23 protein-coding genes are annotated in these 20,719 nt (G+C 69.1%); 11 read left to right on the top strand and 12 right to left on the bottom strand.

Going from position 1 to position 20,719, the window contains the following annotated elements; translation table 11 throughout:
- Positions 1-724, bottom strand: a 724-nt coding sequence (locus tag DFR50_RS31885; RefSeq protein ID WP_170153054.1) for a hypothetical protein, incomplete at its 3' end; no start/stop codon positions are given.
- Positions 725-1,158: 434 nt separating this feature from the next.
- On the opposite strand from DFR50_RS31885, the gene DFR50_RS04810 reads away from it, so the two are divergent.
- The 10 genes from DFR50_RS04810 (at position 1,159) to DFR50_RS04765 (ending at position 10,566) form a co-directional block, all read left to right on the top strand.
- Complete coding sequence (locus tag DFR50_RS04810) at positions 1,159-3,198, top strand: c-type cytochrome (RefSeq protein ID WP_113888069.1); 2,040 nt, start codon at positions 1,159-1,161, stop codon at positions 3,196-3,198.
- 176 nt (positions 3,199-3,374) lie between these two features.
- Positions 3,375-4,313, top strand: coding sequence for a helix-turn-helix transcriptional regulator (locus tag DFR50_RS04805; RefSeq protein WP_113888167.1), 939 nt, complete (start codon positions 3,375-3,377; stop codon positions 4,311-4,313).
- A gap of 95 nt (positions 4,314-4,408) precedes the next feature.
- Positions 4,409-5,113, top strand: a complete 705-nt coding sequence (locus tag DFR50_RS04800; protein WP_113888068.1) for a YbhB/YbcL family Raf kinase inhibitor-like protein — start codon at positions 4,409-4,411, stop codon at positions 5,111-5,113.
- A 55-nt stretch (positions 5,114-5,168) separates the two neighbouring features.
- Positions 5,169-5,933: a class I SAM-dependent methyltransferase gene (locus tag DFR50_RS04795; protein WP_113888067.1), complete on the top strand. Its 765-nt coding sequence runs from the start codon at positions 5,169-5,171 to the stop codon at positions 5,931-5,933.
- Between the two features lie 158 nt (positions 5,934-6,091).
- On the top strand, positions 6,092-6,403 hold the full coding sequence (locus tag DFR50_RS04790) for a DUF1272 domain-containing protein (protein WP_113888066.1): 312 nt from the start codon (positions 6,092-6,094) through the stop codon (positions 6,401-6,403).
- A 203-nt stretch (positions 6,404-6,606) separates the two neighbouring features.
- Positions 6,607-7,068, top strand: a complete 462-nt coding sequence (locus DFR50_RS04785; RefSeq protein ID WP_113888065.1) for a GFA family protein — start codon at positions 6,607-6,609, stop codon at positions 7,066-7,068.
- Positions 7,052-8,134: an alpha/beta hydrolase family protein gene (locus DFR50_RS04780; protein WP_245427312.1), complete on the top strand. Its 1,083-nt coding sequence runs from the start codon at positions 7,052-7,054 to the stop codon at positions 8,132-8,134. Before DFR50_RS04785 ends, DFR50_RS04780 begins: the two co-directional genes overlap by 17 nt.
- Before the next feature lie 530 nt (positions 8,135-8,664).
- On the top strand, positions 8,665-9,477 hold the full coding sequence (locus DFR50_RS04775) for an enoyl-CoA hydratase (protein WP_113888064.1): 813 nt from the start codon (positions 8,665-8,667) through the stop codon (positions 9,475-9,477).
- On the top strand, positions 9,477-9,917 hold the full coding sequence (locus tag DFR50_RS04770; protein ID WP_113888063.1) for a CoA-binding protein: 441 nt from the start codon (positions 9,477-9,479) through the stop codon (positions 9,915-9,917). The genes DFR50_RS04775 and DFR50_RS04770 overlap by 1 nt, the downstream gene beginning before the upstream one ends.
- A gap of 421 nt (positions 9,918-10,338) precedes the next feature.
- The gene (locus tag DFR50_RS04765; RefSeq protein ID WP_113888062.1) at positions 10,339-10,566 is read left to right on the top strand and encodes a hypothetical protein; all 228 of its coding nucleotides are present in this window, start codon (positions 10,339-10,341) and stop codon (positions 10,564-10,566) included.
- Between the two features lie 50 nt (positions 10,567-10,616).
- Here DFR50_RS04765 and DFR50_RS04760 read toward each other — a convergent pair whose 3' ends face one another.
- The 3 genes from DFR50_RS04760 to DFR50_RS04750 form a co-directional block, all read right to left on the bottom strand.
- On the bottom strand, positions 10,617-10,919 hold the full coding sequence (locus DFR50_RS04760; protein WP_113888061.1) for a putative quinol monooxygenase: 303 nt from the start codon (positions 10,917-10,919) through the stop codon (positions 10,617-10,619).
- 76 nt (positions 10,920-10,995) lie between these two features.
- Positions 10,996-11,742, bottom strand: a complete 747-nt coding sequence (locus DFR50_RS04755) for a glucose 1-dehydrogenase (protein WP_113888060.1) — start codon at positions 11,740-11,742, stop codon at positions 10,996-10,998.
- Positions 11,743-11,773: 31 nt separating this feature from the next.
- Positions 11,774-12,409, bottom strand: coding sequence for a glutathione S-transferase family protein (locus DFR50_RS04750; RefSeq protein ID WP_113888059.1), 636 nt, complete (start codon positions 12,407-12,409; stop codon positions 11,774-11,776).
- Positions 12,410-12,509: 100 nt separating this feature from the next.
- Here DFR50_RS04750 and DFR50_RS04745 point away from each other — a divergent pair, with 100 nt between their 5' ends.
- On the top strand, positions 12,510-13,556 hold the full coding sequence (locus DFR50_RS04745) for a GMP reductase (protein WP_113888058.1): 1,047 nt from the start codon (positions 12,510-12,512) through the stop codon (positions 13,554-13,556).
- Between the two features lie 82 nt (positions 13,557-13,638).
- On the opposite strand, the gene DFR50_RS04740 is transcribed toward DFR50_RS04745, so the two are convergent.
- The 8 genes from DFR50_RS04740 to DFR50_RS04705 form a co-directional block, all read right to left on the bottom strand.
- A complete protein-coding gene (locus tag DFR50_RS04740) occupies positions 13,639-14,397 on the bottom strand; it encodes a manganese catalase family protein (RefSeq protein ID WP_113888057.1) in 759 nt (252 codons plus the stop codon).
- 278 nt (positions 14,398-14,675) lie between these two features.
- On the bottom strand, positions 14,676-14,867 hold the full coding sequence (locus DFR50_RS04735) for a hypothetical protein (protein WP_113888056.1): 192 nt from the start codon (positions 14,865-14,867) through the stop codon (positions 14,676-14,678).
- A 125-nt stretch (positions 14,868-14,992) separates the two neighbouring features.
- Positions 14,993-16,048 (bottom strand): alpha/beta fold hydrolase, encoded by a 1,056-nt coding sequence (locus tag DFR50_RS04730; protein ID WP_113888055.1) that lies wholly within the window; start codon positions 16,046-16,048, stop codon positions 14,993-14,995.
- Between the two features lie 434 nt (positions 16,049-16,482).
- Positions 16,483-17,679, bottom strand: a complete 1,197-nt coding sequence (locus DFR50_RS04725; protein WP_113888054.1) for a M23 family metallopeptidase — start codon at positions 17,677-17,679, stop codon at positions 16,483-16,485.
- Positions 17,680-17,811: 132 nt separating this feature from the next.
- Positions 17,812-18,465 (bottom strand): protein-L-isoaspartate O-methyltransferase family protein, encoded by a 654-nt coding sequence (locus DFR50_RS04720; RefSeq protein WP_113888053.1) that lies wholly within the window; start codon positions 18,463-18,465, stop codon positions 17,812-17,814.
- Positions 18,466-18,495: 30 nt separating this feature from the next.
- Positions 18,496-19,266, bottom strand: coding sequence for a 5'/3'-nucleotidase SurE (gene surE / locus DFR50_RS04715; RefSeq protein WP_113888052.1), 771 nt, complete (start codon positions 19,264-19,266; stop codon positions 18,496-18,498).
- Positions 19,267-19,500: 234 nt separating this feature from the next.
- On the bottom strand, positions 19,501-20,052 hold the full coding sequence (locus DFR50_RS04710; RefSeq protein ID WP_170153053.1) for a cupredoxin domain-containing protein: 552 nt from the start codon (positions 20,050-20,052) through the stop codon (positions 19,501-19,503).
- An 84-nt stretch (positions 20,053-20,136) separates the two neighbouring features.
- On the bottom strand, positions 20,137-20,565 hold the full coding sequence (locus DFR50_RS04705; protein ID WP_113888050.1) for a DUF411 domain-containing protein: 429 nt from the start codon (positions 20,563-20,565) through the stop codon (positions 20,137-20,139).
- Positions 20,566-20,719 lie beyond the last annotated feature (154 nt).

Genomic DNA, 20,719 nt, shown 5'->3' with positions numbered 1-20,719 from the left:
TGACGGACCCGGCGACCGAAAGGCGGGCGCCGTTCGTCAGGGTCACGGTCCCCGAGGACGCGGACGACGAGCGCGTGCCGGTCGACGTCGCCGCCGCGCCCAGTTGCATATTGCCGCCGACGCTCACCGCGCTCCCCGCGCCGTCGACGGTCAGCGACCCGTCGACCACCGACAGGCTGCCCGAAGCCGTGAAGACGCCGCCGCCGCTCACCGTCAGGGCGCCGCTCGCCGCCGCGGACGATCCGGTCGTCGACCCCCCGGTCGGAACGCCGGCCTGCGCGGACTGGCCGAGGCTCACCGCGCCCGAGGCCGTCACGCTCGTCCCGGCCCCGACCGTCATCTGGCCGTCGAGCAGGTCGAGCGCGCCCAGAGTCAGAGCCGAGCCGGAGCCGAGCATCAGATTGCCGGGGACGAACGCAGCCGCGCCCTTCGGGACCAGAGTCTCCGATCCGACCGTCAGCGCGCCGAACGTGTAAGTCCCCACGAGGTCGATCTGGTTGGTGAGCCCGACCCGCGCCGCCGCCCCGCCGCCCCTGATCACCTCGTAGGCAAGGCCCGTCGCCCCCGCGATCGTCACCGCGTTCTTCGAGCCCGGAGCCGTCGTCGCCGGGTTCTGGCCCGTCGTCGTGTCCTGCCAGTTCGTCGCCAGGCCCCACCAGCCCCCCGTCGAACCGATCCACGTGAACGCGTCGCTGTTGGTGGAAACGCCGGCTGGCTTGGTCATGCCCGACCCCATATGTAAAAAACAATTCAAAAAAACTGAATTGAAAACCATGCAGAAATAAGGCTTTTCTGCGTCAAAAAAGGCGACGACGCCAGAAGCAGGCGAGTCGGCCGAAGGCGCGGAGGAGTCCATGGCGGCGAGGGCCGCTTCGGCACAGATGGCCCTGCTCTACGGAAAGGTTGCAAACTCCTGTCACGCGACCGCTATTGTGGCGCCGACCGGAGGCGCGCTTGCGTTTTGTCGCCTCGACGACTGCGCCGGAGCGGATGCGTGGCGGCAGCCGCGGCGGCGCGGCGTTTGCGTCCTGCGCCGCCGTCCTTCACTGTGTCGCCATGACACCGGGCGCCGCGGGCGACTGCGGCTCGACGGAACGGCGCGGCCTTCGCCGGCCATGCCCACGCCGCCGCGCGCGGGAGCCGCAAAGGGGGGGTGCGATGAACCGACTGATCGTCGCTGGCGTGGCCGTGGTCGCGGCGGGGTTCGGCGCGCTGGGGTGGGCGCTGACGCCGCTGCCGGCGCCAGCCTCCATGCTCGCCGCGCCGCCGATGGACGAAGCCGCCGTCGCGCGCGGCGCCTATCTGGCGCGGCTCGGCGACTGCGGCGCGTGCCATACGGCGAAGGACGGCGCGCCGATGGCCGGCGGCGTCGCGTTCGACACGCCGTTCGGCCGCGTCACCTCGCCCAACATCACCCCCGATCCCACGACCGGCATCGGCCGCTACACGCTGGCCCAGTTCGAAGGGGCGCTGCGCCGCGGCGTCGGCGGCGCCGGAGACAATCTCTATCCGGCGATGCCCTATCCGTCGTTCGCCCGGATCAGCGACGACGACGTCCGCTCGCTCTACGCCTATTTCATCAAGGGCGTCGCGCCGGTCGACCGGCCGAACACGCCCGACGCGATGCGCTTTCCCTTCAACATCCGGCTTGGGCTCGGGCTCTGGAAGACCGCGTTCTTCGACCCGCGCCGGTTCGTCGACGATCCGTCGCAGGACGGGCAATGGAATCGCGGCGCCTACATCGTCGAGGGCCTCGGCCATTGCGGCGCCTGCCACACGCCGCGCGGGATCGGCATGCAGGAGGTGACGACGCGCCCCGAGGACGCAGCCTATCTGTCCGGCGCGACCGTTCCGCCATGGTACGCCGTCAGCCTGCGCAATGCGTGGCGGCCGGACGCGATCGCGCAGTTCCTGAAAACCGGCGTCAACGGCCACGCCGCCGCCTTCGGCTCGATGACCGAGGTGGTGACCGACAGCACACAATATGTTTCGGACGCCGATCTCGCCGCCGTCGCCGGCTTCCTCGCTTCCCTCTCGACCGGAAGCGGCGCGCCTTCGACGACGGTCGCCGGCTCCGTTCCGGAAACCCTGACCACGACCCGCGGCGGCCTCGGATACGACCAGTTCTGTTCGTCCTGCCACGGACGGGACGGTCGCGGCGCGCCGGGCGTCTTCCCGCCGCTCGCCGGCAACGATTCGGTGACGTCCGACGATCCGACCTCGGTCGTCCACGTGGCCCTGACCGGCTGGCGCGAAGCGACGACGCGGCATGCGAACCACGCCTTCACCATGCCGGCCTACGACCGGCTGAGCGACACGGAGCTGGCGGAGATCCTCACTTTCGCGCGGACGAACTGGGGCAATGACGGCGCCGCGATCACGGCCGCGCAGGTCGAGGCGCAGCGCCGGGCGCTGGCCCTCGCGCCGACCCCGCCGTCGCCGTTCACGGTGTGGCGGTTCGCCGACATGCTGGCGGCGCCGAACGCCGACCAGCTCGTCCTCGGCATGCGCCTCCTGACCGAAACCAAGGCGTTGCTGCCCGACAATGTCGGCGACGCGCTGACCTGTTCGAGTTGCCACCTCAACGGCGGCACGGTCGCCGACGCCTCGCCGTTCAACGGCCTCGTCGCGCTCTTTCCCACGTACAACGCCCGGGCGGGCCGCGTCATCTCGATCGATGACCGCATCAACGGCTGCTTCCAGCGCTCGATGAACGGCAAGCCGATGGCGACCGATTCGAAGGCCATGCAAGCCATGGTCGCCGCCATGGCCTGGATGAAGGGGGATACGACCGCCGACGGCGCGATCGTCGGCCGCGGCTTCGCCGAGGTGGACGCCGCCCTCGTCCCCGATCGGGCGCGCGGCGAGACGCTGTTTGCGGCCAACTGCGCCGTCTGCCACGGGCTCGACGGCCGAGGCGCGAAGGCCGTCGGCGGCCAATGGCTCATCCCGCCGCTCTGGGGCGACGAGTCCTTCAACCTCGGCGCGGGAATGGCGCGCACCTTCATCGCGGCGTCGTTCGTCAAGTCGAACATGCCGGTGGCGCATTCGACGTCTTTCCCGCAAGGACAAGGCGGCCTCGCGGATCAGGACGCGCTCGACGTCGCCGACTACTTCACCCATCGGCCGCGGCCCGACTTTCCCGGCAAGGTCGAGGATTGGCCGAAGGGCGAGACGCCGAAGGACGCGCGCCGCTGAGGCCGGCGACGCGGACAAGCCGCGAAGCCGAAGGCGGCGCATGGCCAAGGAGTCGAACCGCCCCCCGAAACGGTCGCCCGTTGGCCCCGCATCGCGTCTCCGCTTAAGAAACGCCACCGCCGTCGCCGTGTCGCCGTGCGACGGGCGTATCGGGCGAAGGGATGGAGTTCGCGACAATGGCCGCTCTGGCTGAACAACCGTTTGAAGCCGTTCACGGCGCGCCGGAGTCCGAAAGCCGGCGTCGGCTGCTGGAGCGGCTGCGGCGCCTCGCCCAGCGCGACACGCGCAAGGGCCAAGGCGGCGACGAACCGCCGCTGATTTCGGCCTTCGTCGCAAGAGATCGTGAGACGATCTCGCAGCTTTCGATGCCGTCGGCCGGTCTCGTCGTGGTGCTCGAGGGGCGCAAGGAGGCGTTCTGGGGCGCCGACAGGCGCGTCTACGAGGCCGGAGACGCCTTCATCCTCCCGGCCGGGGCGCGCCTGGACGTGGTCAACGAGCCCGATGGCGCGAGCGGGGTCTACCGCGCCCTGTTCGTGCGGTTTTCGCGGCCGCTGATCATCGAGGCGGCGCGGTTGTGGCCGCATTTGCGAAGCTCCCATCCGATCGAAGGGCGATCGGTCGCGGTGGGGCCGGCTCTGGGCTCGGCGATCGTTCACGCCGCGGAAGCGGTGTCCGGCGCCGCGCAGGCGTCGGGGCGGGCGACCGACCACCGCATTCTTGAAATCATCCTGATCCTCGCCGAAAGCGGCGCATTGCCGCTCGCCCCGAAATATGTCGACGGCTCGGTCGTCGAAGCGGTGCGGCTGCTGGTTCGCCATCGGCTCGATCAGGCCTGGCCGGAAGCGCGGGTGGCGGCGGAACTGTCGATGTCGGAGGCGACCTTGCGCCGTCGCCTGCGGGAGAAGGGGCAGACGTTCCGGGCGCTCCTGTTGTCGGAGCGGATGACGGCGGCGCACACGATCCTCGCCGACCGCGACGCGGACGTCGCCGACGCCGTCGCCGCCGCGGGATACGCCTCGCGATCGCACTTTTCCCGGCATTTCAAGCGTTTCTTCGGCGTTGCGCCGTCCGTGGCGCGCCGCCGTGGAGGAAAATCGCCGTCCGCGTCGCCGTGATCGATTCCGGCGCATTCCTGATCGGAATGTGACCGCTCGCCCGGCCCTCGATCCCTATGGTCGCGTCGAGACGAACCGATCAAGGGACGACATCAATGCACAGAAAAGTCAGCGTTTGCAGGGGCCTTGCGCTCCTCGCCGGTCTGGCGTCGCCGATCCCGGCGATCGCCTCGGAGGCGACCCTCTCCGTTCGGATCGACGGTCTGGACGCGGGCGGCTGGTTTCCGGACTCCGCCGCCTTCTGCCCGCCGGCGTCCAGCGCCCGGAAGGACGTGAGCCCGGCGATCTCCTGGACCGCAGGGCCTCCGGGAACCCGCTCCTACGCCATCCTGATGACCGATCCCGACGTTCCGCAGGATTTCGGCCAGATCAACCGGGCGGGCGTGACGATTCCCGCTGCAGCCCCCCGCGTTCGCGTCTTTCACTGGGCGCTCGTCGACGTCCCGTCCTCCCGCACCGCGCTGGCGCAAGGCGAGGACGGCGACAGACTGGTTCCCGGAGGCAAGCCGGTCGGCGAAACCGGACACGGAAGACGCGGCGCCAACGTCTACACGACGTTTCTCGCCAACGTGCACGGCATGGCCGGCCTCTATGGCGGCTACGACGGCCCGTGTCCGCCGGCCAATGACGAGCGCGTCCACCGCTATTCGATTCGGGTGATCGCTCTCGACGTCGCCACCCTGGGACTGACCGGGGCGTTCGACGGCGAGGCGGCGCTCGCGGCCGCCGAGGGGCACATCCTGGCCAGCGGCGCCGCAACCGCCGATTACGCGCTCAATCCGGCGCTGGCGAAGAAGTGACGACGAAAAGGACGGCGCAGACGCGCCGGCGACAGGCGCGATCATGAGGAACCCAATGACAGACCGGACACACGAAGCGTTCGTCGACGCACAATTCGGCCCCCAGGCGCAGGCCTATGTCGCGAGCGCGGTCCACGCGCGCGGCGACGATCTCGCGCGCTTCACGGACATCGTTTCCGCGCGTCCCCCGGGCGCCGCCCTCGATCTGGGCTGCGGCGGCGGCCACGTCGCCTTCGCCCTCGCCCCGCTGTCGCTGAGCGTCGTCGCTTACGATCTGTCGGAAGCGATGACGGCGGCGGTGCGGGCGGAGGCCGACCGGAGGGGCTTGTCCAATTTGTCGGCGCAATGCGGCGCCGCGGAGCGGTTGCCGTTCCCGGACGCCGCCTTCGACATCGTCGCCACGCGCCACAGCGCCCATCACTGGAACAGCGTGCCCGCCGGATTGTCGGAGGCGCGTCGCGTTCTCAAGCCCGGCGGCCTGCTGGTCGTCATGGACGTCGTCGCTCCCGAACAGCCGCTCCTCGATACCTGGCTTCAGGCGTTCGATCTGATCCGCGACCCTTCGCACGTTCGGGCCTATTCGCTGTCGCATTGGCGCGACCTGGTCGAGGCGGCGGGCTTCGCCGTCGAGACGAGCGCACGGTTTCGGGTGCGTCTGGAGTTTCGCTCCTGGATCGAGCGGATCCGAACGCCCGCCGTGCAAGCGGAGGCGATTCGCGCCCTCGGCAAGCTCGCGCCCAGCGAGGTCGTCCGCCATTTCGAGATCGAGCCGGACGGCAGCTTCACGCTCGACACGATGCTCATCAGCGCGCGCTGCTGACGAAGCCTCGTCGTACCCGGGACGGATTTGCGGGCGCCGGTGTAGGGCTGGGTCGCTGACCCAGCCGGCGCGCTCAACGAGCGCGCCCTACAGGGCGGCGCCCGGAATCTGCCCGGTTGTGCCTCATCGCCCACGCTTCACGGAGGATTTTTCGCGCCATGGCTCTGCAGCTTCGCCCCAATTGCGAGTTCTGCGACAAGGACCTGCCGCCTCAGTCGACCGAGGCGCGCATCTGCAGCTACGAGTGCACGTTCTGCGCGACCTGCGTGGAGCGTGAGCTTCGTAACGTCTGTCCCAACTGCGGCGGGGGTTTTGCGCCGCGGCCGATCCGGCCGGTCGGGGAGTGGCGCCCCGGCCTTTCGCTCGCCAGGCGACCCGCGTCTCCGACGCGGGTTCACCTCTCCTTCAGTCTCGACGACATCCGGGCGCATTCGGATCGGATCCGCGCGATCCCGCCGGAGAAGCGCTAGGCCAGGAAGAATTGAGGTCCGTCCTTGCGAGCCGAAGGCGAAGCAGTCTATGGCGCCGCAGCGTCCCCGGCGTGAACTGGCAATGACGGCGGTGTTTCCACTTGATTTCATCATGCTCTGGAGTCGCCAACGGCGGGACCCTCCGGCCGAGCCGCGCGGGCGCCAGATGCGAATTCTTCTCCAACACCAGAATGAGGCGCGCCATGGACAATCCGATTCACGAAGGGGGATGCCGATGCGGCCGGCTTCGCTTCCGACTGCGCTCGGACCCGGTGCTGACGATCGCGTGCCATTGTCGCGGGTGCCAGCGCATGACGGCGAGCGCCTTCTCGCTCGGCGCGCTGCATCCGACCGCCTCCTTCGAGGTCGTGTCGGGCGAAACCCTCGTCGGCGGCCTGCATGGGCCCGCCGAGCACATCCATTGTTCCTATTGCCTGAGCTGGATCTACACCCGCCCCACTCTCGCCGCCGGCGTGGTGTTCGTGCGCCCGACGATGCTCGACCATCCCGACGCCTTCACCCCCTTCGTCGAGTTCGCCACGAGCGAGAAACTGCCCTGGGCGTTCACGCCCGCGAAGCGCCGCTTCGCCGGGTTTCCAAGCCGGGAGGAATTCGCCGCGCTCCTGCCCGACTATGCGATCCACGCCCGTGAAGCCGCAGGCTGACCGCGCCATGGGCGTCGAAGCGCGGCCGGCGCCGTCGGGCGTCGACGGTCACGCAGGCGCGGCCCGCAGCCATCGCCGGCGCTTCCGAGCGATCGGGCTCGCCCCCATCGTCGCGGCGGCGGTCGTCCTGCTCGGCGTCGCCGTCGACCTGCCGGGCGCCCAGGCGGCGGGCCTGCGATCGCTGACGGTTCCGGCCGATGCGCAGGGCCCCGAGATCCACGCGCTGCTCTGGACCCCGTGCGGGGCGCCGGCGCAAGCGATTACGCTCGGGCCGTTCACGGTTCCGGGCGTGCGGGATTGTCCGGCGGTCGACCAGCCGCTTGCGCTCATCGTCGTCTCGCACGGGCACGGCGGGACGTATCTCGCTCATCACGACACGGCCGAGGCGCTGGCGGACGCGGGCTTCTCGGTCGTCGCGCTCAATCATCCCGGCGACACCGCGCTCGACATGAGCCGGGCCGGCGATCTTTCCGTACTGGAAACCCGTCCGACCGACGTCGAGCGCCTGCTGGATTTCCTGCTCGGGCCGGACTTCCACGCGGTCGGGATCGATCCTCGGCGGATCGGCTTTTTCGGCTTTTCCCGCGGCGGCTACACGGGTCTCGTCCTCGTCGGCGCCGACCCGGATTTTCGCCATGCGACCGCGCCCTGCCCGGACCCGCAGGCGCCGCTGTGCGCTCAAATGCAGCGCAGCGCGGCGCCGCCGGCGCTGACGCACGACCCGCGGATCAAGGCGCTGGTCATCGCCGATCCGCTCAATCTCTTCCCGACCTCGGCGAGCCTGCGCAAGGTGACGGCGCCGCTCCAGCTCTGGGGATCGCAATATGGCGGCGACGGCGTTCTGCCGCAGAGCGTCGTCGCGCTCGCCGACGATCTGCCGCAGCGGCCGGAGGTCCATATCGTCCAGGGCGCGGCGCATTTCGCGTTTCTGACGCCGTGCGACGCGCGACTGACGCAAAGGCTTCCCGAGCTTTGCATCGACGCGGCCGGGTTCGACCGACAACGCTTCCACAGCCAATTCAACCAGGCCGTCGTCGCGTTCTTTCGCGACCATCTGGCGCGCTAGGCGGGTTCTGAAGAAGGAACGCGCGCGTGGAAGCCCGGGCGTGTCTGCAAGCGCTCGCGGCGGCTCGGCCGTAACGGTCGCCCGTCATTGCGAGGAGCAACCCCCGGGTCGAAGAGCCCGGGGGGACGAAGCAATCCATGCCGCCGCTTGCTTCCTGCGGAAAAAATCGCTCCGTCTTCTGCTCGCGACGAAGGGCGGCGGGACGACCAGAGGCCACGACAGCGGCCCAGCGGCCCTGGATCGCTTCCCCCCGGGCTCTTCGACCCGGGGGTCGCTCGCGATGACGGCGCTGTTCGCTGCCGGCTCGGCGGTTACGGAGAAATCAAAAGCTCGCCGCAAAGCCTTGATAAGGCGCGATTCGCGCTCGGGCCGGTCAAAGCGTCGGCGTCCGTCGGATCCGGGCTCCAGGCCGACGCTTGTTGAAGCCCCGTCCGGCGCCGGGCCTCGTCGCGAAAACGCCGCCGACAGTCCATTTACTGCGCCGCGCCACCCGCGTAGGCTTATCCGCCCACGCCCAGCCCGGAACAACCATGACCGCTTCGCCCGCCCCCGCGTCGCCCGAACTCGTTCGTCGCGAGGACGATTCCGGCGTCGTCACGCTGACGCTCGCGCAGTCCCGGAACCGCAACGCGCTCGGCCTCGCCATGATCGACACCCTGATCGTGGCCTTTGCCGACATCGCCAGAGACAAGGCCGCCCGGGTGGTCGTGCTCGCCGGCGAAGGCCCGGCGCTGAGCGCCGGCCACGACCTGCGCGAAATCCAGGCGCATCGCAACGACCCCGACCGCGGGCAGGCGTTCTATGAACTGATCATGACCCGCTGCGCCACGCTCATGCAGGCGATCGTGGCGCTGCCGAAGCCGGTGATCGCGGCGGTCGAGGGCGTCGCGACCGCGGCCGGCTGCCAGCTCGTCGCCTCCTGCGATCTCGCCATCGCGGGCGAGGCGGCGCGCTTCGCCCTGCCCGGCGTCGCCATCGGCCTGTTCTGCTCCTCGCCGCTGGTCGCCGTCGGGCGGGCCGTGTCGCGCAAAGCGGCCATGGAGATGGCGCTGACCGGACGGCTCTACGCCGCCGCCGAAGCCGAGCGGATGGGGCTCGTCAACCGCGTGGTTCCGGCGGGCCGGGCGCTCGCCGAAGCGCGCGCGCTCGCCGCCGACATCGCTGGACGCTCGGCCGCGACGCTGGCGATCGGCAAGCGCGCCTTCAACGAGCAGATCGAGGAACCGCTGTCGGTCGCCTACGCCCTCGCCGCCAAAGCGATGGTCGACAATCTCGCCGAGGCCGATTCCAGCGAAGGGATCGCCGCCTTCCTCGAAAAGCGGCAGCCCCACTGGAGCGCGTGATGCCCGCAGTCGACGGCCTCGACGACGCGACGATCCGCGCCATTTTGATCAGCGTGCGCCGGATCGCCGTCGTCGGCGCCTCGCCCAAGCCGACGCGGCCGTCGAACGAGGTGCTCGGCGTCCTGATCGACCGCGGCTACGAGACCTTCCCGGTCAATCCCGGCCACGCCGGGGCGCTCATTCGCGGCCGGCCGGCGTTCGCCCGGCTCGCAGACGTGCCGGTTCCGCTCGACATGATCGACGTGTTCCGCAATTCGGCGGCCGCCGGCGAGGCCGTCGACGCGGCGCTCGCGCTCCCTTCCCCGCCGCGGGTGATCTGGATGCAGCTCGGCGTGATCAACGAGCCAGCCGCCGGGCGCGCCCGCGCGCGCGGGCTGACCGTGGTCATGAACCGCTGCCCGGCGATCGAATTGCGCCGGCTGCGCATCGATCGGCCATGAGCGGTCCGACGTCAAAAAGCAGTTGACGCCGTGTTTTGAGCCAGATCAATGCGCCGCCCCGCGGGAGCGGCGACAAACGCGACGGATCGCGAACGGTCGACCGCCGGCGTCCGACGCCGGTCGCAGATCAAGAAGAAAGCGGTTCACGGGTGGCCATTGCGCCCGGCAGGCGTGCAGTCGGCCGCGAGCGTGCAAAGTGATGGAGTGATCCCGTTGCGTCAGCAACGGGAGCGCGACGGTCGGCGCGGGGCAGGCAAGCGCTCGTGGGGCGCCGACCGTCGCGAAACGCTCCATAAGTCTAAGGGAATTGGCGTCGATGTCGTAGCCACGAGGTCGGCGCTGTGCTACTAAAGTTCAGTTATGACCGCCGGACAACAAGGCGGCAGCGGGAGAGGGACCGCCAGCCTCAGGGAGGGACCCTTTGCAATATTACGATTTCGAAGTGCTGCAGGGTGACGACGTGATCGTCGCCGAACGGGCGGTTGCGCTCGACGATTCCCGCGCCGCCTGGCCGAAAATCATCGGACTGGCGAGGAGCCTGACCGCTCCCGGCTGCCGCATCCGCGTGCGCGAGCAGCAGGGCGACACCATCATTCTGATCGGCGCGACCGCTGCGCGCCTGTTTCCGACCCTCGCCGTCGCGACCTGACGGCGCGCCGCCTTCGTCAAACGGCCGCTTGACAGGCGCGGCCGCCCGGCTCAGGGCGAGAGCTTGTCGGCGACGACGTCGACGCGAACGATCTCCAACGCATTGGCGAACAGTTCCGGCGCCTTCGCCGTCAAGGCGGCGGCGAACGCGCCGTTCAGGTGGGCTTCGCGGCCTTGCTCGTCGGAAAAGGCGTCGAAGATCGCAAACGTGCTCGGCCCCAGGCGAAGGGCGAACCAGGCCTTGGTCTCCGGCTCCTTCATCACCGCCGAGCGGGCGTCCTTCAGCAGGGTTTCGACATCCTGCTCCTTGCCGGGCTTGGCTTCGAGACGGAGGTAAAGCGCGAGCGTCGTCATGTCGGACTCCTCTCGTCCCCGCCGCAGACCTTGAGGCCGGACTGCGCCGGTAAGATGGCGCTGGCGACGGCCCCCATCAGATACAGCGCCCGCCGTCGACCTCCAGGATCACGCCGGTCAGAAAGGCCGCCTCGTCGCTGGCGAGATAGAGCGCCGCCGCGCCGATGTCGGCCGGGGTCGAAAACCGCCCGAGCGGGACGGTCGCCTTGAACGCCGCCCGCTTCTCCGGCGTGTCCTCGCCCATGAACATGGCGAGCAGCGGCGTCTCGCCCGCGACCGGGGCGAGCGCGCACACCCGGATCCGGTCCGGGGCGAGTTCGACCGCCATCGACTTCGTCATGACGTGAACCGCCCCTTTCGAGGCGTTGTAGACGGTGAGCCCCGGCCGGGGCCTGAGCGCCGCGGTCGAGCCGACGTTGATGAAGACGCCGCCGCCGTGCGCGCGCATGTGGGGCGCGAACGCCTGCGCGGTCAAAAGGAGCGACTTCACGTTGACGGCGAAGATACGGTCGAACTCCGCCTCCTCAACCTCCATCAGCGGCTTGTTGCGGTGGGTGGTGCCGGCGTTGTTGACCACGATGTCGACCCGGCCGAACGCCTCGATTGCGGCCTTGGCCGCGCGCTCGACGTCCTCCCGCTTCGCGACGTCGGCCGTCAGGGCGATCGCCGCCGGGCCGAAGCGGCGGGCCGCCGCCTCGGCGACGTCGGCCCTGAGGTCGAGGCAGGCGACCCGCGCCCCTTCCCGCACGAAGGTCTCGGCGATGCCGAAGCCGAACCCCTGCCCCGCGCCGGTCACCAGCGCGGTCTTGCCTTGCAATCGCATCAACCCGATCCTCCCCCGGCGCGTCTCGCGCTCAGCTCGCCTTCCTCCGCTCCTCGACCAGAGCGTCGTCGATGGCGCGCGCCCGGATCGCCGCCGGACGCTCGCTGATCAGCGTCCAGTAGCGCTCGAAAGCCGGGCGCCGGTCGACCTTCCCGTACGCCATGCCCCAGCCGATCCCCGACCCGGCATAGACGTCGGCGGCGGTGAAGCGGTCGCCGGCGATGTATTCCGTCCGGTAGAGCGCGCCTTCCAGCGCCGCCAGGGTGCGCTCGATGTTGCCGTAGCCCACCATCGCCTCGCGGTCGGAGGGGATCTGGAAGCCGAGCGCCTTGTCGGTCACCGCCGCCTCGAGCGGGCCGGCGGCGAAGAACAGCCAGCGATAATAGGACCCGCGCTCGCGCGATCCGGGAGGCGGCGCGAGGCCGGCCTCTGGGAAAGCGTCGGCGAGGTAGGCGCAGATCGCCGCGGCCTCGGTGACCACCGTCTCGCCGTGGCGAATGGCGGGAACCTTGCCCATCGGATTGATCGCCAGATAGTCCGGCGCCTTCATCGAATGGCCGAATTCGAGGATCTTGGTCGTGTAGGGCCGGCCGACCTCCTCCAGCATCCAGCGGACGAGTCGGGCGCGTGACATCGGGTGGGTGTAGAAGATCAGTTCGTCGCTCATCGCTGGACCTCCGCCCCCGCCAATACGCTTTGCCCGGCGTTTGTGTTAGATCAGGAACGAAACGGCCACGCCAGCCTTCGTCCTCCGTAGTGGATTCCTCATGCGCATCGAAACCGACGTCAAGCTGGATTTCAAGGACGTTCTGATCCGGCCCAAACGCTCGACCCTCAACACCCGCAGCGCAGTCGACGTCAACCGCGCGTTCCGTTTCCTGCACACGAGCTCGGAGTGGAAAGGCTTTCCGCTCATCGCCGCCAATATGGATGTAACCGGGACCATGGCGATGGCCCGCGCGCTCGGTAAACATGGGGCGCTGACCGCCTTGCACAAGCATTATCCGGAGGACGAACTGGCGGAATTCTTCGCCGGGCCGGACGGGACGCACGCGTTCTATTCCCTCGGCACGACGACCGACGACGTCCGCAAGCTCGCCGCGGTGGCGAAGACGGCGCCGATCCGGCGCATTTGTCTCGACGTCGCCAACGGTTACGCCGAAAAGTTCCTCGAGATCGTCAAGCGCGTCCGCGACGACCATCCGGACGCGGTGATCATGGCCGGCAACGTGGTGACCGGCGACATGACCGAAGCGCTGATCATCGCCGGCGCCGACATCGTCAAGATCGGCATCGGCCCCGGGTCGGTGTGCACGACGCGGCGCGTGACCGGCGTCGGCTATCCGCAATTGTCGGCGATCATCGAATGCGCCGACGCCGCCCACGGCCTGAAAGGTCTGGTCTGCGCCGACGGGGGCTGCACCGTTCCCGGCGACATCGCCAAGGCCTACGGCGCGGGCGCCGATTTCGTCATGCTCGGGGGCATGCTCGCCGGCCACGACGAATGCGCCGGCGACATCCGCTACGAGACGCGTGACGGCGAGCAGGTCGCGGTCGGCATGTCGTTCTACGGTATGTCGTCGCAGACGGCGATGAAGCGCTACGCCGGCGGCGTCGCCCACTATCGCGCCGCCGAGGGCAAGACGGTCGAGACGCCCTACCGCGGGCCGGTCGAAGGCACCATGGCCGAGATCATGGGCGGGGTGCGCTCGATGATGACCTACATCGGCGCCGCCCATCTCAAGGAGGTCTCGAAGCGCACCACCTTCGTCCGCGTCACCGCGCAGACCAACGACGTGTTCGGGAGCGCCTAGCCGGCGCGCCTCCAGGACTCCGCCCGCGCGCCGTGGCGCGTCACGGCCGCGCCCGGCTCGACCGGCGTTGGCGGGATGAGCGCTAGCTCTGCTTTCTTCGCCCCTTCCTCCCCTGCGCCTCGTGCCCTTCGTCGTCGGCGTTGACCGGAGGCGCCGGCATTCCCCCTTCCGGCTGCGGGTCCGCGATGTAGTCGAAATCGGGCTCCTCGTTCCACGGACCGCGGACGTCCTCGCCCTTCGAGAGATTGAAGACGAGCTTCACGGTTTCATCCGGCGGGATGTTTCCGAAGAACGGGTCGTCCAGCTTGCCGATCGAATCCAGCGCCTTCATGAACATATTGGCGTGCGTGATCTCGCGGGTGAGGAGATGATGCAAGGTCTTCTTGGTCCCCTCGTCGTCGCAGGCCTTGATCAGCGCCTCGTAGGTCTGGCGAGCGCCGGCCTCGGCCGAGATGTTCGCGCGAAGGTCCCGGACGACATTGCCGCCCTCCTGGATATAATTCGCCGTCCAGCAACTGCCCTGACTGTCGAGGAAGTGCGGGCCGCCGCCTTTCAGCTTGAACAGGGGGGCGTCGTGGACCGCGGTCTCGTCGAGGTCGCGGGTGTGCTGCGCGATCAGTTTGCCGACCATCTCGAGATGGCTGAATTCCTCGATCGCGATGTCCTGGAGCATATCGCGGATGCCGGCGTTCTCGACGTGGAACGACTGGACCCAGTATTGCAGGGCGGCCGTCAGTTCGCCTGTGGCGCCGCCGAACTGCTCCAGAAGATACGTACCAAACCGAGCGTTGGGGACGCCGACATTGACCGGCTGAATGAGCTCTTTGCGATGAGTGAACATTTGGCTATTCCTGATCGATGCGAACGCTATTGCACAGAATATTGCATTCTGCCGCTAGCCACCGCGTCGACAACGGCCAGGCGCTGCCTTTGTTCCCGGCCGGACGTCGCCGAGCGTTTGTCTCCGGCGGCAAAACCGGCCGCTTCCGGATTGGGCCCCGCGCCGACCGGGGCGGCCCGATCGGCCCAGGCGATGGGTTCGTCGCCCGAGCGTCCCGGCGGCAGGCTAAAAACCGCGCGCCGCGCGCCGCCCGCGAAGGACCGGCCCGGCGCCGTCGCTCAGCGCCGCCGCCGCGGCTTGGCCGCAGACTGCCCGGCGCCGGTCCAGAATTTCACGGTCTGTTTGATGAGAGCGGCTCTGGTCTTGCCGGCCTCCGCCGATGCGGCGCGCCGCGTGCGCCCGGCGACCGCGTTCGCGCCGCTCAACCACATGCTCAGGAATGGATTCTTCTTCAGCCAGGGGTTCGCCATCCGCTTGTTCCCTTCAAATGGGTGTTGGATTTCGCGCCGGTCGTCTCGCCCCCGGCGCCGACAGGCTCCTTATCCGTCCGCCGTCGAGGCGCTCGCCGCCCGGGCGGGCGCCTCGATCGACCCGCCTAAGCCGCCGACTGGACCTCGGACGAGGCCGGGCGGCGATCCGGGTTGGACCCGTCCCGCGCCACTTCGTCGATGGCGGACATCACCGCGTCGGTCGCGGTTTGATGGACCATGTGGCCGTTTCCGGGAACGCGATGAAACGTGCTCTGGGGAATGTCGCCGTGCAGCCGCGCAGATTGCGCGTCGACGTCGACCAATCGATCCTCGTCGCCCGCGACGATCGCAACCGGCATCTTCAGCTTCGGGTACGCGTCGTGCAAGGAAAATGCGTCCGGAATCATCAGCGCCGATTCGGCGGCGGAGGCGTGAATCTGAGACGGACGGAAGGTCATCTCCTTCGGAAAGGCGTCGAATTTCTCGGGTGCGGACTGCGGACCGAAGATCTTCGCCATCATCAGCGGCCACATGAGCCGACTGACGAGCGGCGACAAGGTATGTCCGAGGACGTCGCCGATCAGCGGGGCCGCCGGGGCGGACAAGGCCACGACGTCCGGACGAAAGGACGGGTAGTAGTATCCCGACACGAGAACCAGTCCCCGCGCCAGCCCGGGATATTTCAGCGCCAGCGCAACCGCGACGGAAGCGCCCCAGGAGTGGCCGAGGACAATGGCCCCCGACACGCCGAGCCGATCGAGAGCGCTCCGCAGGAGTTCGGCTTGCGCCGCCGGCGTCCAGACGACGGAGCGCGGGCGATCGCTGTGGCCGAAGCCGGGACGGTCGAATGCGATGACGCGATACGTCCTTGCGGCCAAATCCAGGAGTCCGCTCGATTCGAAATCCTGAATCATGCTGCCGTTGCCGTGCAGCAGGACGAGCGGCTCGCCCGAGCCGCGTTCGAGATAGTGAAGCCGGACGCCGTTCACGTCCAGGAATTGGCCGGCCGGCGGATTGTCGTGTTCGGCTGCCCTGGCGAAGCGGCGGTTCACCAGGGCCGATATCGCCAGGACTCCCACGGTCAGGGCGCCGCCCGCCACGGCATAGGGATGGGCTTTCGCGATTGTCTGGATGTTCGAGAGAAGGGAGACGCGCGATCGTAGCCTGAGGGCTGAACTCATGGTTGCACTCGATGTGGCGTGCACGAAATCCGGGGCCATCCAAGAAATATTGCAGCGCACCATGAACGGTCCGCCTGGAGGTTGGTTCCCATGGAGAGGTCGAGCCCGGCGACCCGGCCGAAGGCCCGTGCGCGCCGGCGCAGCGACGCGCGGGCGCGACGCATACGCTCCGGACAGGTTCGATTGCGAGGATCGGTCCGCGGCGAGTCTGGCCGGCAGCGCCTCATGCGCTCCCGCTCGAGACGCCGGGCGGCGTCGGGAGGCCCTGTTGCGCCGACCGGCGAGGCGTCCCGAAGCAGTGATATGATTATGAGGCGGCGGGCCTTTCCTGGGACCCGCCGCCTCGAGCGGCCGAATGGGGATGACGTGTCTCGCGGCGATCCCCGCCGGCCCTTTGGGCGTCCAGACTGGAGGCTGGACCTCGTTTCCCGCCGTCAGAGACCGGCGAGATAGCTCGTCGGATCGACCGGGGTCGATCCCTTGCGCAGCTCGAAGTGGAGCTGGGGCGCATTCACGTTGCCGGTGTCGCCGGACTTGGCGATCACCTGGCCGCGCTTGACCTGCTCGCCGCGTTTGACGTCGAGTTCGCCGTTGTTGGCGTAAGCGGTCACGTAACCGTTGGGGTGCTTGATCAGCACCAGATTGCCGTAGCCCTTGAGCCCGTCGCCGGAATAGACGACGACGCCGCTCTCGGCGGCGCGCACCGAGGTTCCCGTCGGCACCGAGATGTCGATGCCGTCGTTGCCGCCGGTCTTGAAGCCCTGGATGATGCGGCCGCGCGCCGGCCAGCGGAATTCCGGGTTCGCCCCCGAGGCGTCGGCTTCCGCGGCCGGCTCCTTGGCGCCCGCCTTCGAATCGACGGCGCCGGTGGGGGTGTCGTCGACCCCCTGCTTCTTGCCGGCCGTCTTCTGGGCGTCCGGCTTCGCCGGATCGGCTTTGGCGACCTGGGCGGGCTCGGGCTTCTCCGGCAGGTCCGGACCCTTCGCGGCGGCGGTCTTGGCGGCCGTCCTGTCCTCGGCCTTCTTCGCCTTGTCTTCGGCTTTCTTCACCTTGGCGGGCTTGTCGCCGGCGTCGGCCACCTCTTCCGTGCGCTTCTTCGCCTTCGGGGCGGCGTCGGCGACCGCCTTCGCGTCGTCCCTGGCCGCCGGCGCCGAGGCGACGGCGCGGCCGCCGGCGTTGTAGACCGGGACCACGATGCGCATGCCGCTGCGGACCTCGGCGGGGCTCGAGAGGCCGTTGGCGGCGAGCAGCGCCGAGGACGGCACCCCGTAGCGGCGCGACAGCGCGTCGAGGTTCTCGCCGTTTGCGACCGTGACCGGCGTGCCGCCGGCCGCGCTCCAGCCCTTGGCCGATCCGCCGACCGCCTGGGCGGTCGAGGCGGCCGGCGCCGGAAGCGGAGCGCTCGCCACGGAAGCGGCGGGCGCGAGCGGCGCGGCGGCCGCCTGACCGGCGGGCGCCGCCGCGGCCGGCGGCGTCGCCTGGGCGGTCTGCGTCGCGAAGGGATTGGAGAGCGGGTTGCTGTCGAATCGCGCCACGTCCTGCGAGCAGCCGGACAGCCAGATCAGGGCTAGGCCCGTCAGCGCCAGCCGCGGGACGGCGCGTCCTTCCAGAAACGCAACGCGATCACTCATGTGCTTGAACCCGTGGTTACGCGAACGGCGACACGCGGGACTGTGGATCATTCGAGTTAATGGAGGGTTTAAGATGAATCATTCCTGACCCTTGGGCTCGCCCGCCGCGCGGCGGGCCGCGGCTTGGTCCGGTCAGAGCGCGCGCGAGAGGCCGCGCTCGAGCGGCCGCAAGCCCCTCGCCCTGCCGTAGTCGGCGATCCGCACCGGGCCGTCGTCGGCGAGGGTCAGCCGGACGATCCGGTGCGCCGCGCCCGCCTTCGCCAGCGAGGCGACCATGGCGCCGCCCGGCGCCAGAAGGTCGAGAAACTCGCGCGCCGGCGGGACTACGATCCCGTGCGCGATCACCTTGTCGAAGCGCCGCCGGACCGAGCGCTGCTCGAAGCCGTCGGCCCACAGGATTTCGACATGCCCGAGGCCGAAGGCGCGAACCCGCGCAGCGGCTTCCACAGCCAGCGTCTGGAACCGCTCGAGCGACACGACCTCCTTCGCGAACTGCGCGAGCAAGGCCGTGCAATAGCCTGTTCCGGTTCCGATTTCGCAGACCGTGTCGGTCGGCTGTATGTCCAGCGCGGCGATCATCGCCGCGACTGCCGACGGCGGCGGCGAGGTCTGGCCGCAGCCGATCGGCAAGGCGATGTCGCGGCCCGAGAGGTCGGCGAATCGCTGCGGCATGAACAGCGCCCGCGGCACGCGCTCCAGCGCCCGCAGAAGGTCGATGCTCTCGATCCCCTTGGCGCGCATGGCCAAGGTGAACTGGGCGCGCTCTTCCGCTTCCGACGCGCTCAAGTCCGCTCCCCGCGTGGGGCGTTCTTTCGGTCACCGAATCGCGAACGCCTTCTCCAATCTTAACCGGGATTCCTCGTCGGTGAGATCGAGCCGGAGCGGGGTGACGGAAATCTTGCGCTCGGCCAGGGCCGCGAGGTCGGTGCCGTCGTCGAAGCGAATCTCGCTCTTCTGGAACATGAGCCAGAAATAGGGAAAGCCGCGGCCGTCGCGCCGCTGCTCGACCCGCATCAGGTCGGCGTTGCGGCGTCCCTGGCGGGTGAAGGCGACGCCGGCGACCTCGTCGGCGGCGCAGGGCGGAAAGTTCACGTTGACGAGGCCGCCGGGGGCGATTCCGGCCGCGAGAATTTTTCGGATCACCGGGACCGCGTGGGCTTCGGCCGAGTCCCATTCGATCGCCGGCCGGCCGTGCACGCCGGCATAGGCCTGAGACAGCGCGATCGAGGGCACGCCGAGCATCGCGCCTTCCATCGCGCCGGCGATGGTGCCGGAATAGGTGACGTCCTCGGCGACGTTCTGCCCGCGGTTGACGCCCGAGAGCACGAGATCGGGCGGCTTGTCGGCCATGATCATGCGCACGCCCATGATGACGCAGTCGGTCGGCGTGCCCTTGACCGCGTAGTGGCGCGGGCTGATCTCGCGCAGCCGCAGGGGATCGCTGAGGGACAGCGAGTGGGCGACGCCCGACTGGTCGCTCTCGGGGGCGACGACGACCACGTCGTCGCTGAGTTCGGCGGCGATCGCCTCGAGCACCGCGAGGCCCGCGGCGTGGATTCCGTCGTCGTTGGTGAGCAATATTCGCATGAGGCCGGCCTTTCGCGTTGCCTCATACGACGGACGGAGCCGGGCCGCCAGACCGCACCGGCGGCGCGGCGGCGGTCGAAGGCGAGCCGAGGTCGCCACGCTCGCCGCCGGCGTCTTCCGCGGCAGGGCGACGGTTCGCCGCGAGCGATTCGAGCGGCCGTTGCAGATCGCGACCGCCCATCCCCGTGCGACCGGGAGGACACAGTCCTCCCGACCGCTTGCCGCCGCTCGGAGCTACCGCTTCGCCTCGACATTGATGGCGCCGGTCATTCCGGCTTCGAAATGGCCGGGGATATTGCAGTCGAATTCGAAGCGCCCGGCCCGGCTGAATTTCCAGATCAGCTCCCGCGTCTCGCCGGCTTTCACCGCGACTGCATTGGGATCGTCGTCGCCATGCATGTCCTGCCCCTTCTCCAGCATCTCGATCATTTCCTTGCGGTGCGCGGTCTGGGCTTCGACGTCGCCGAGGACCAGTTCGTGATCGACTTCACTCTTGTTCGAGACGACAAAGCGGATGGTCTCGTTCAGCCGAACGTTTACGGAATTCGGCTCGAAGCTCAGTTCCTTCATTGTGATCGCTATGGTTCGATCGACCTTGGTCGGGGCGCCCGGTTCGCCCACCGTGAGCTCTTGCGCGGCCGCCGCGCCGGCCATGCCGGGCATCGCGCCCGCCTCCATCCCGGAATGGGCGTTCGCGCCCTGGAAGCTCAGAACCAAGGTCGCCGCAGCGATTACAGCGGCGCTCGACAGAGGGGCGGATCGTTTCGAAGTCGTCTGGTTGAACATGAGAAGTCCTTTGCAATTCATCGGTGACGGAGCGGCGCCGCCGCCCCGACCGATCGCCGGTCGAAGCGGCGGCCGCGAAGGTGGTCAAAAGCGCATGAACTCGGTTTCGCCTGCGGGCCCGAAAGTGAAGACCGTGAAGGGTTCTTTCGGTCCCGGCATGCCGGGCGAGCCGCCCGGCATGCCGGGGACGGCGATCCCGGTTACATGGGGTCTCTCGGCGAGGAGCCTGGCGATCGCCTCGATCGGCGCGTGGCCCTCGACCCCATATCCGGCGATCGTCGCCGTGTGGCACGACTGCATGTCGGCGGGGACGTTCATCTTCGCCTTGATCGCCCCGAGATCGTCGGTCGAAACGGCCGTGGCGTCGAAGCCGTTCGATTTCAGATAGGCGACCCAACCCTCGCAGCAGCCGCAACTGGGCGAGCGGTAGACGGTGGCCTGTTGTGCGGCGAGGGCGGGAACGGCGATCAGCGACAGCGTCAGGGCAAGGGCGGTCGAACTGTATTGTCTCATGATTGATCCTCGATGTGTGTGTGCGGCGCGAAGCCGCGCGCGATCGAGTCGCGAGCGTGCGCGCGCGGCCGATCGCTGTGACTGGATCGGCCGGAATTCGCAGGGAGCGGCGAAGTCGCGGTTGGCGCGGCGTTACGCCTGTCGCGCCGCCATG

It is taken from the genome of Roseiarcus fermentans (genome assembly GCF_003315135.1).
Classification (GTDB): domain Bacteria; phylum Pseudomonadota; class Alphaproteobacteria; order Rhizobiales; family Beijerinckiaceae; genus Roseiarcus; species Roseiarcus fermentans.
The sequence above is the reverse complement of the archived record's forward strand: the minus strand, read 5'-3'. Positions and strand labels throughout refer to the sequence as shown.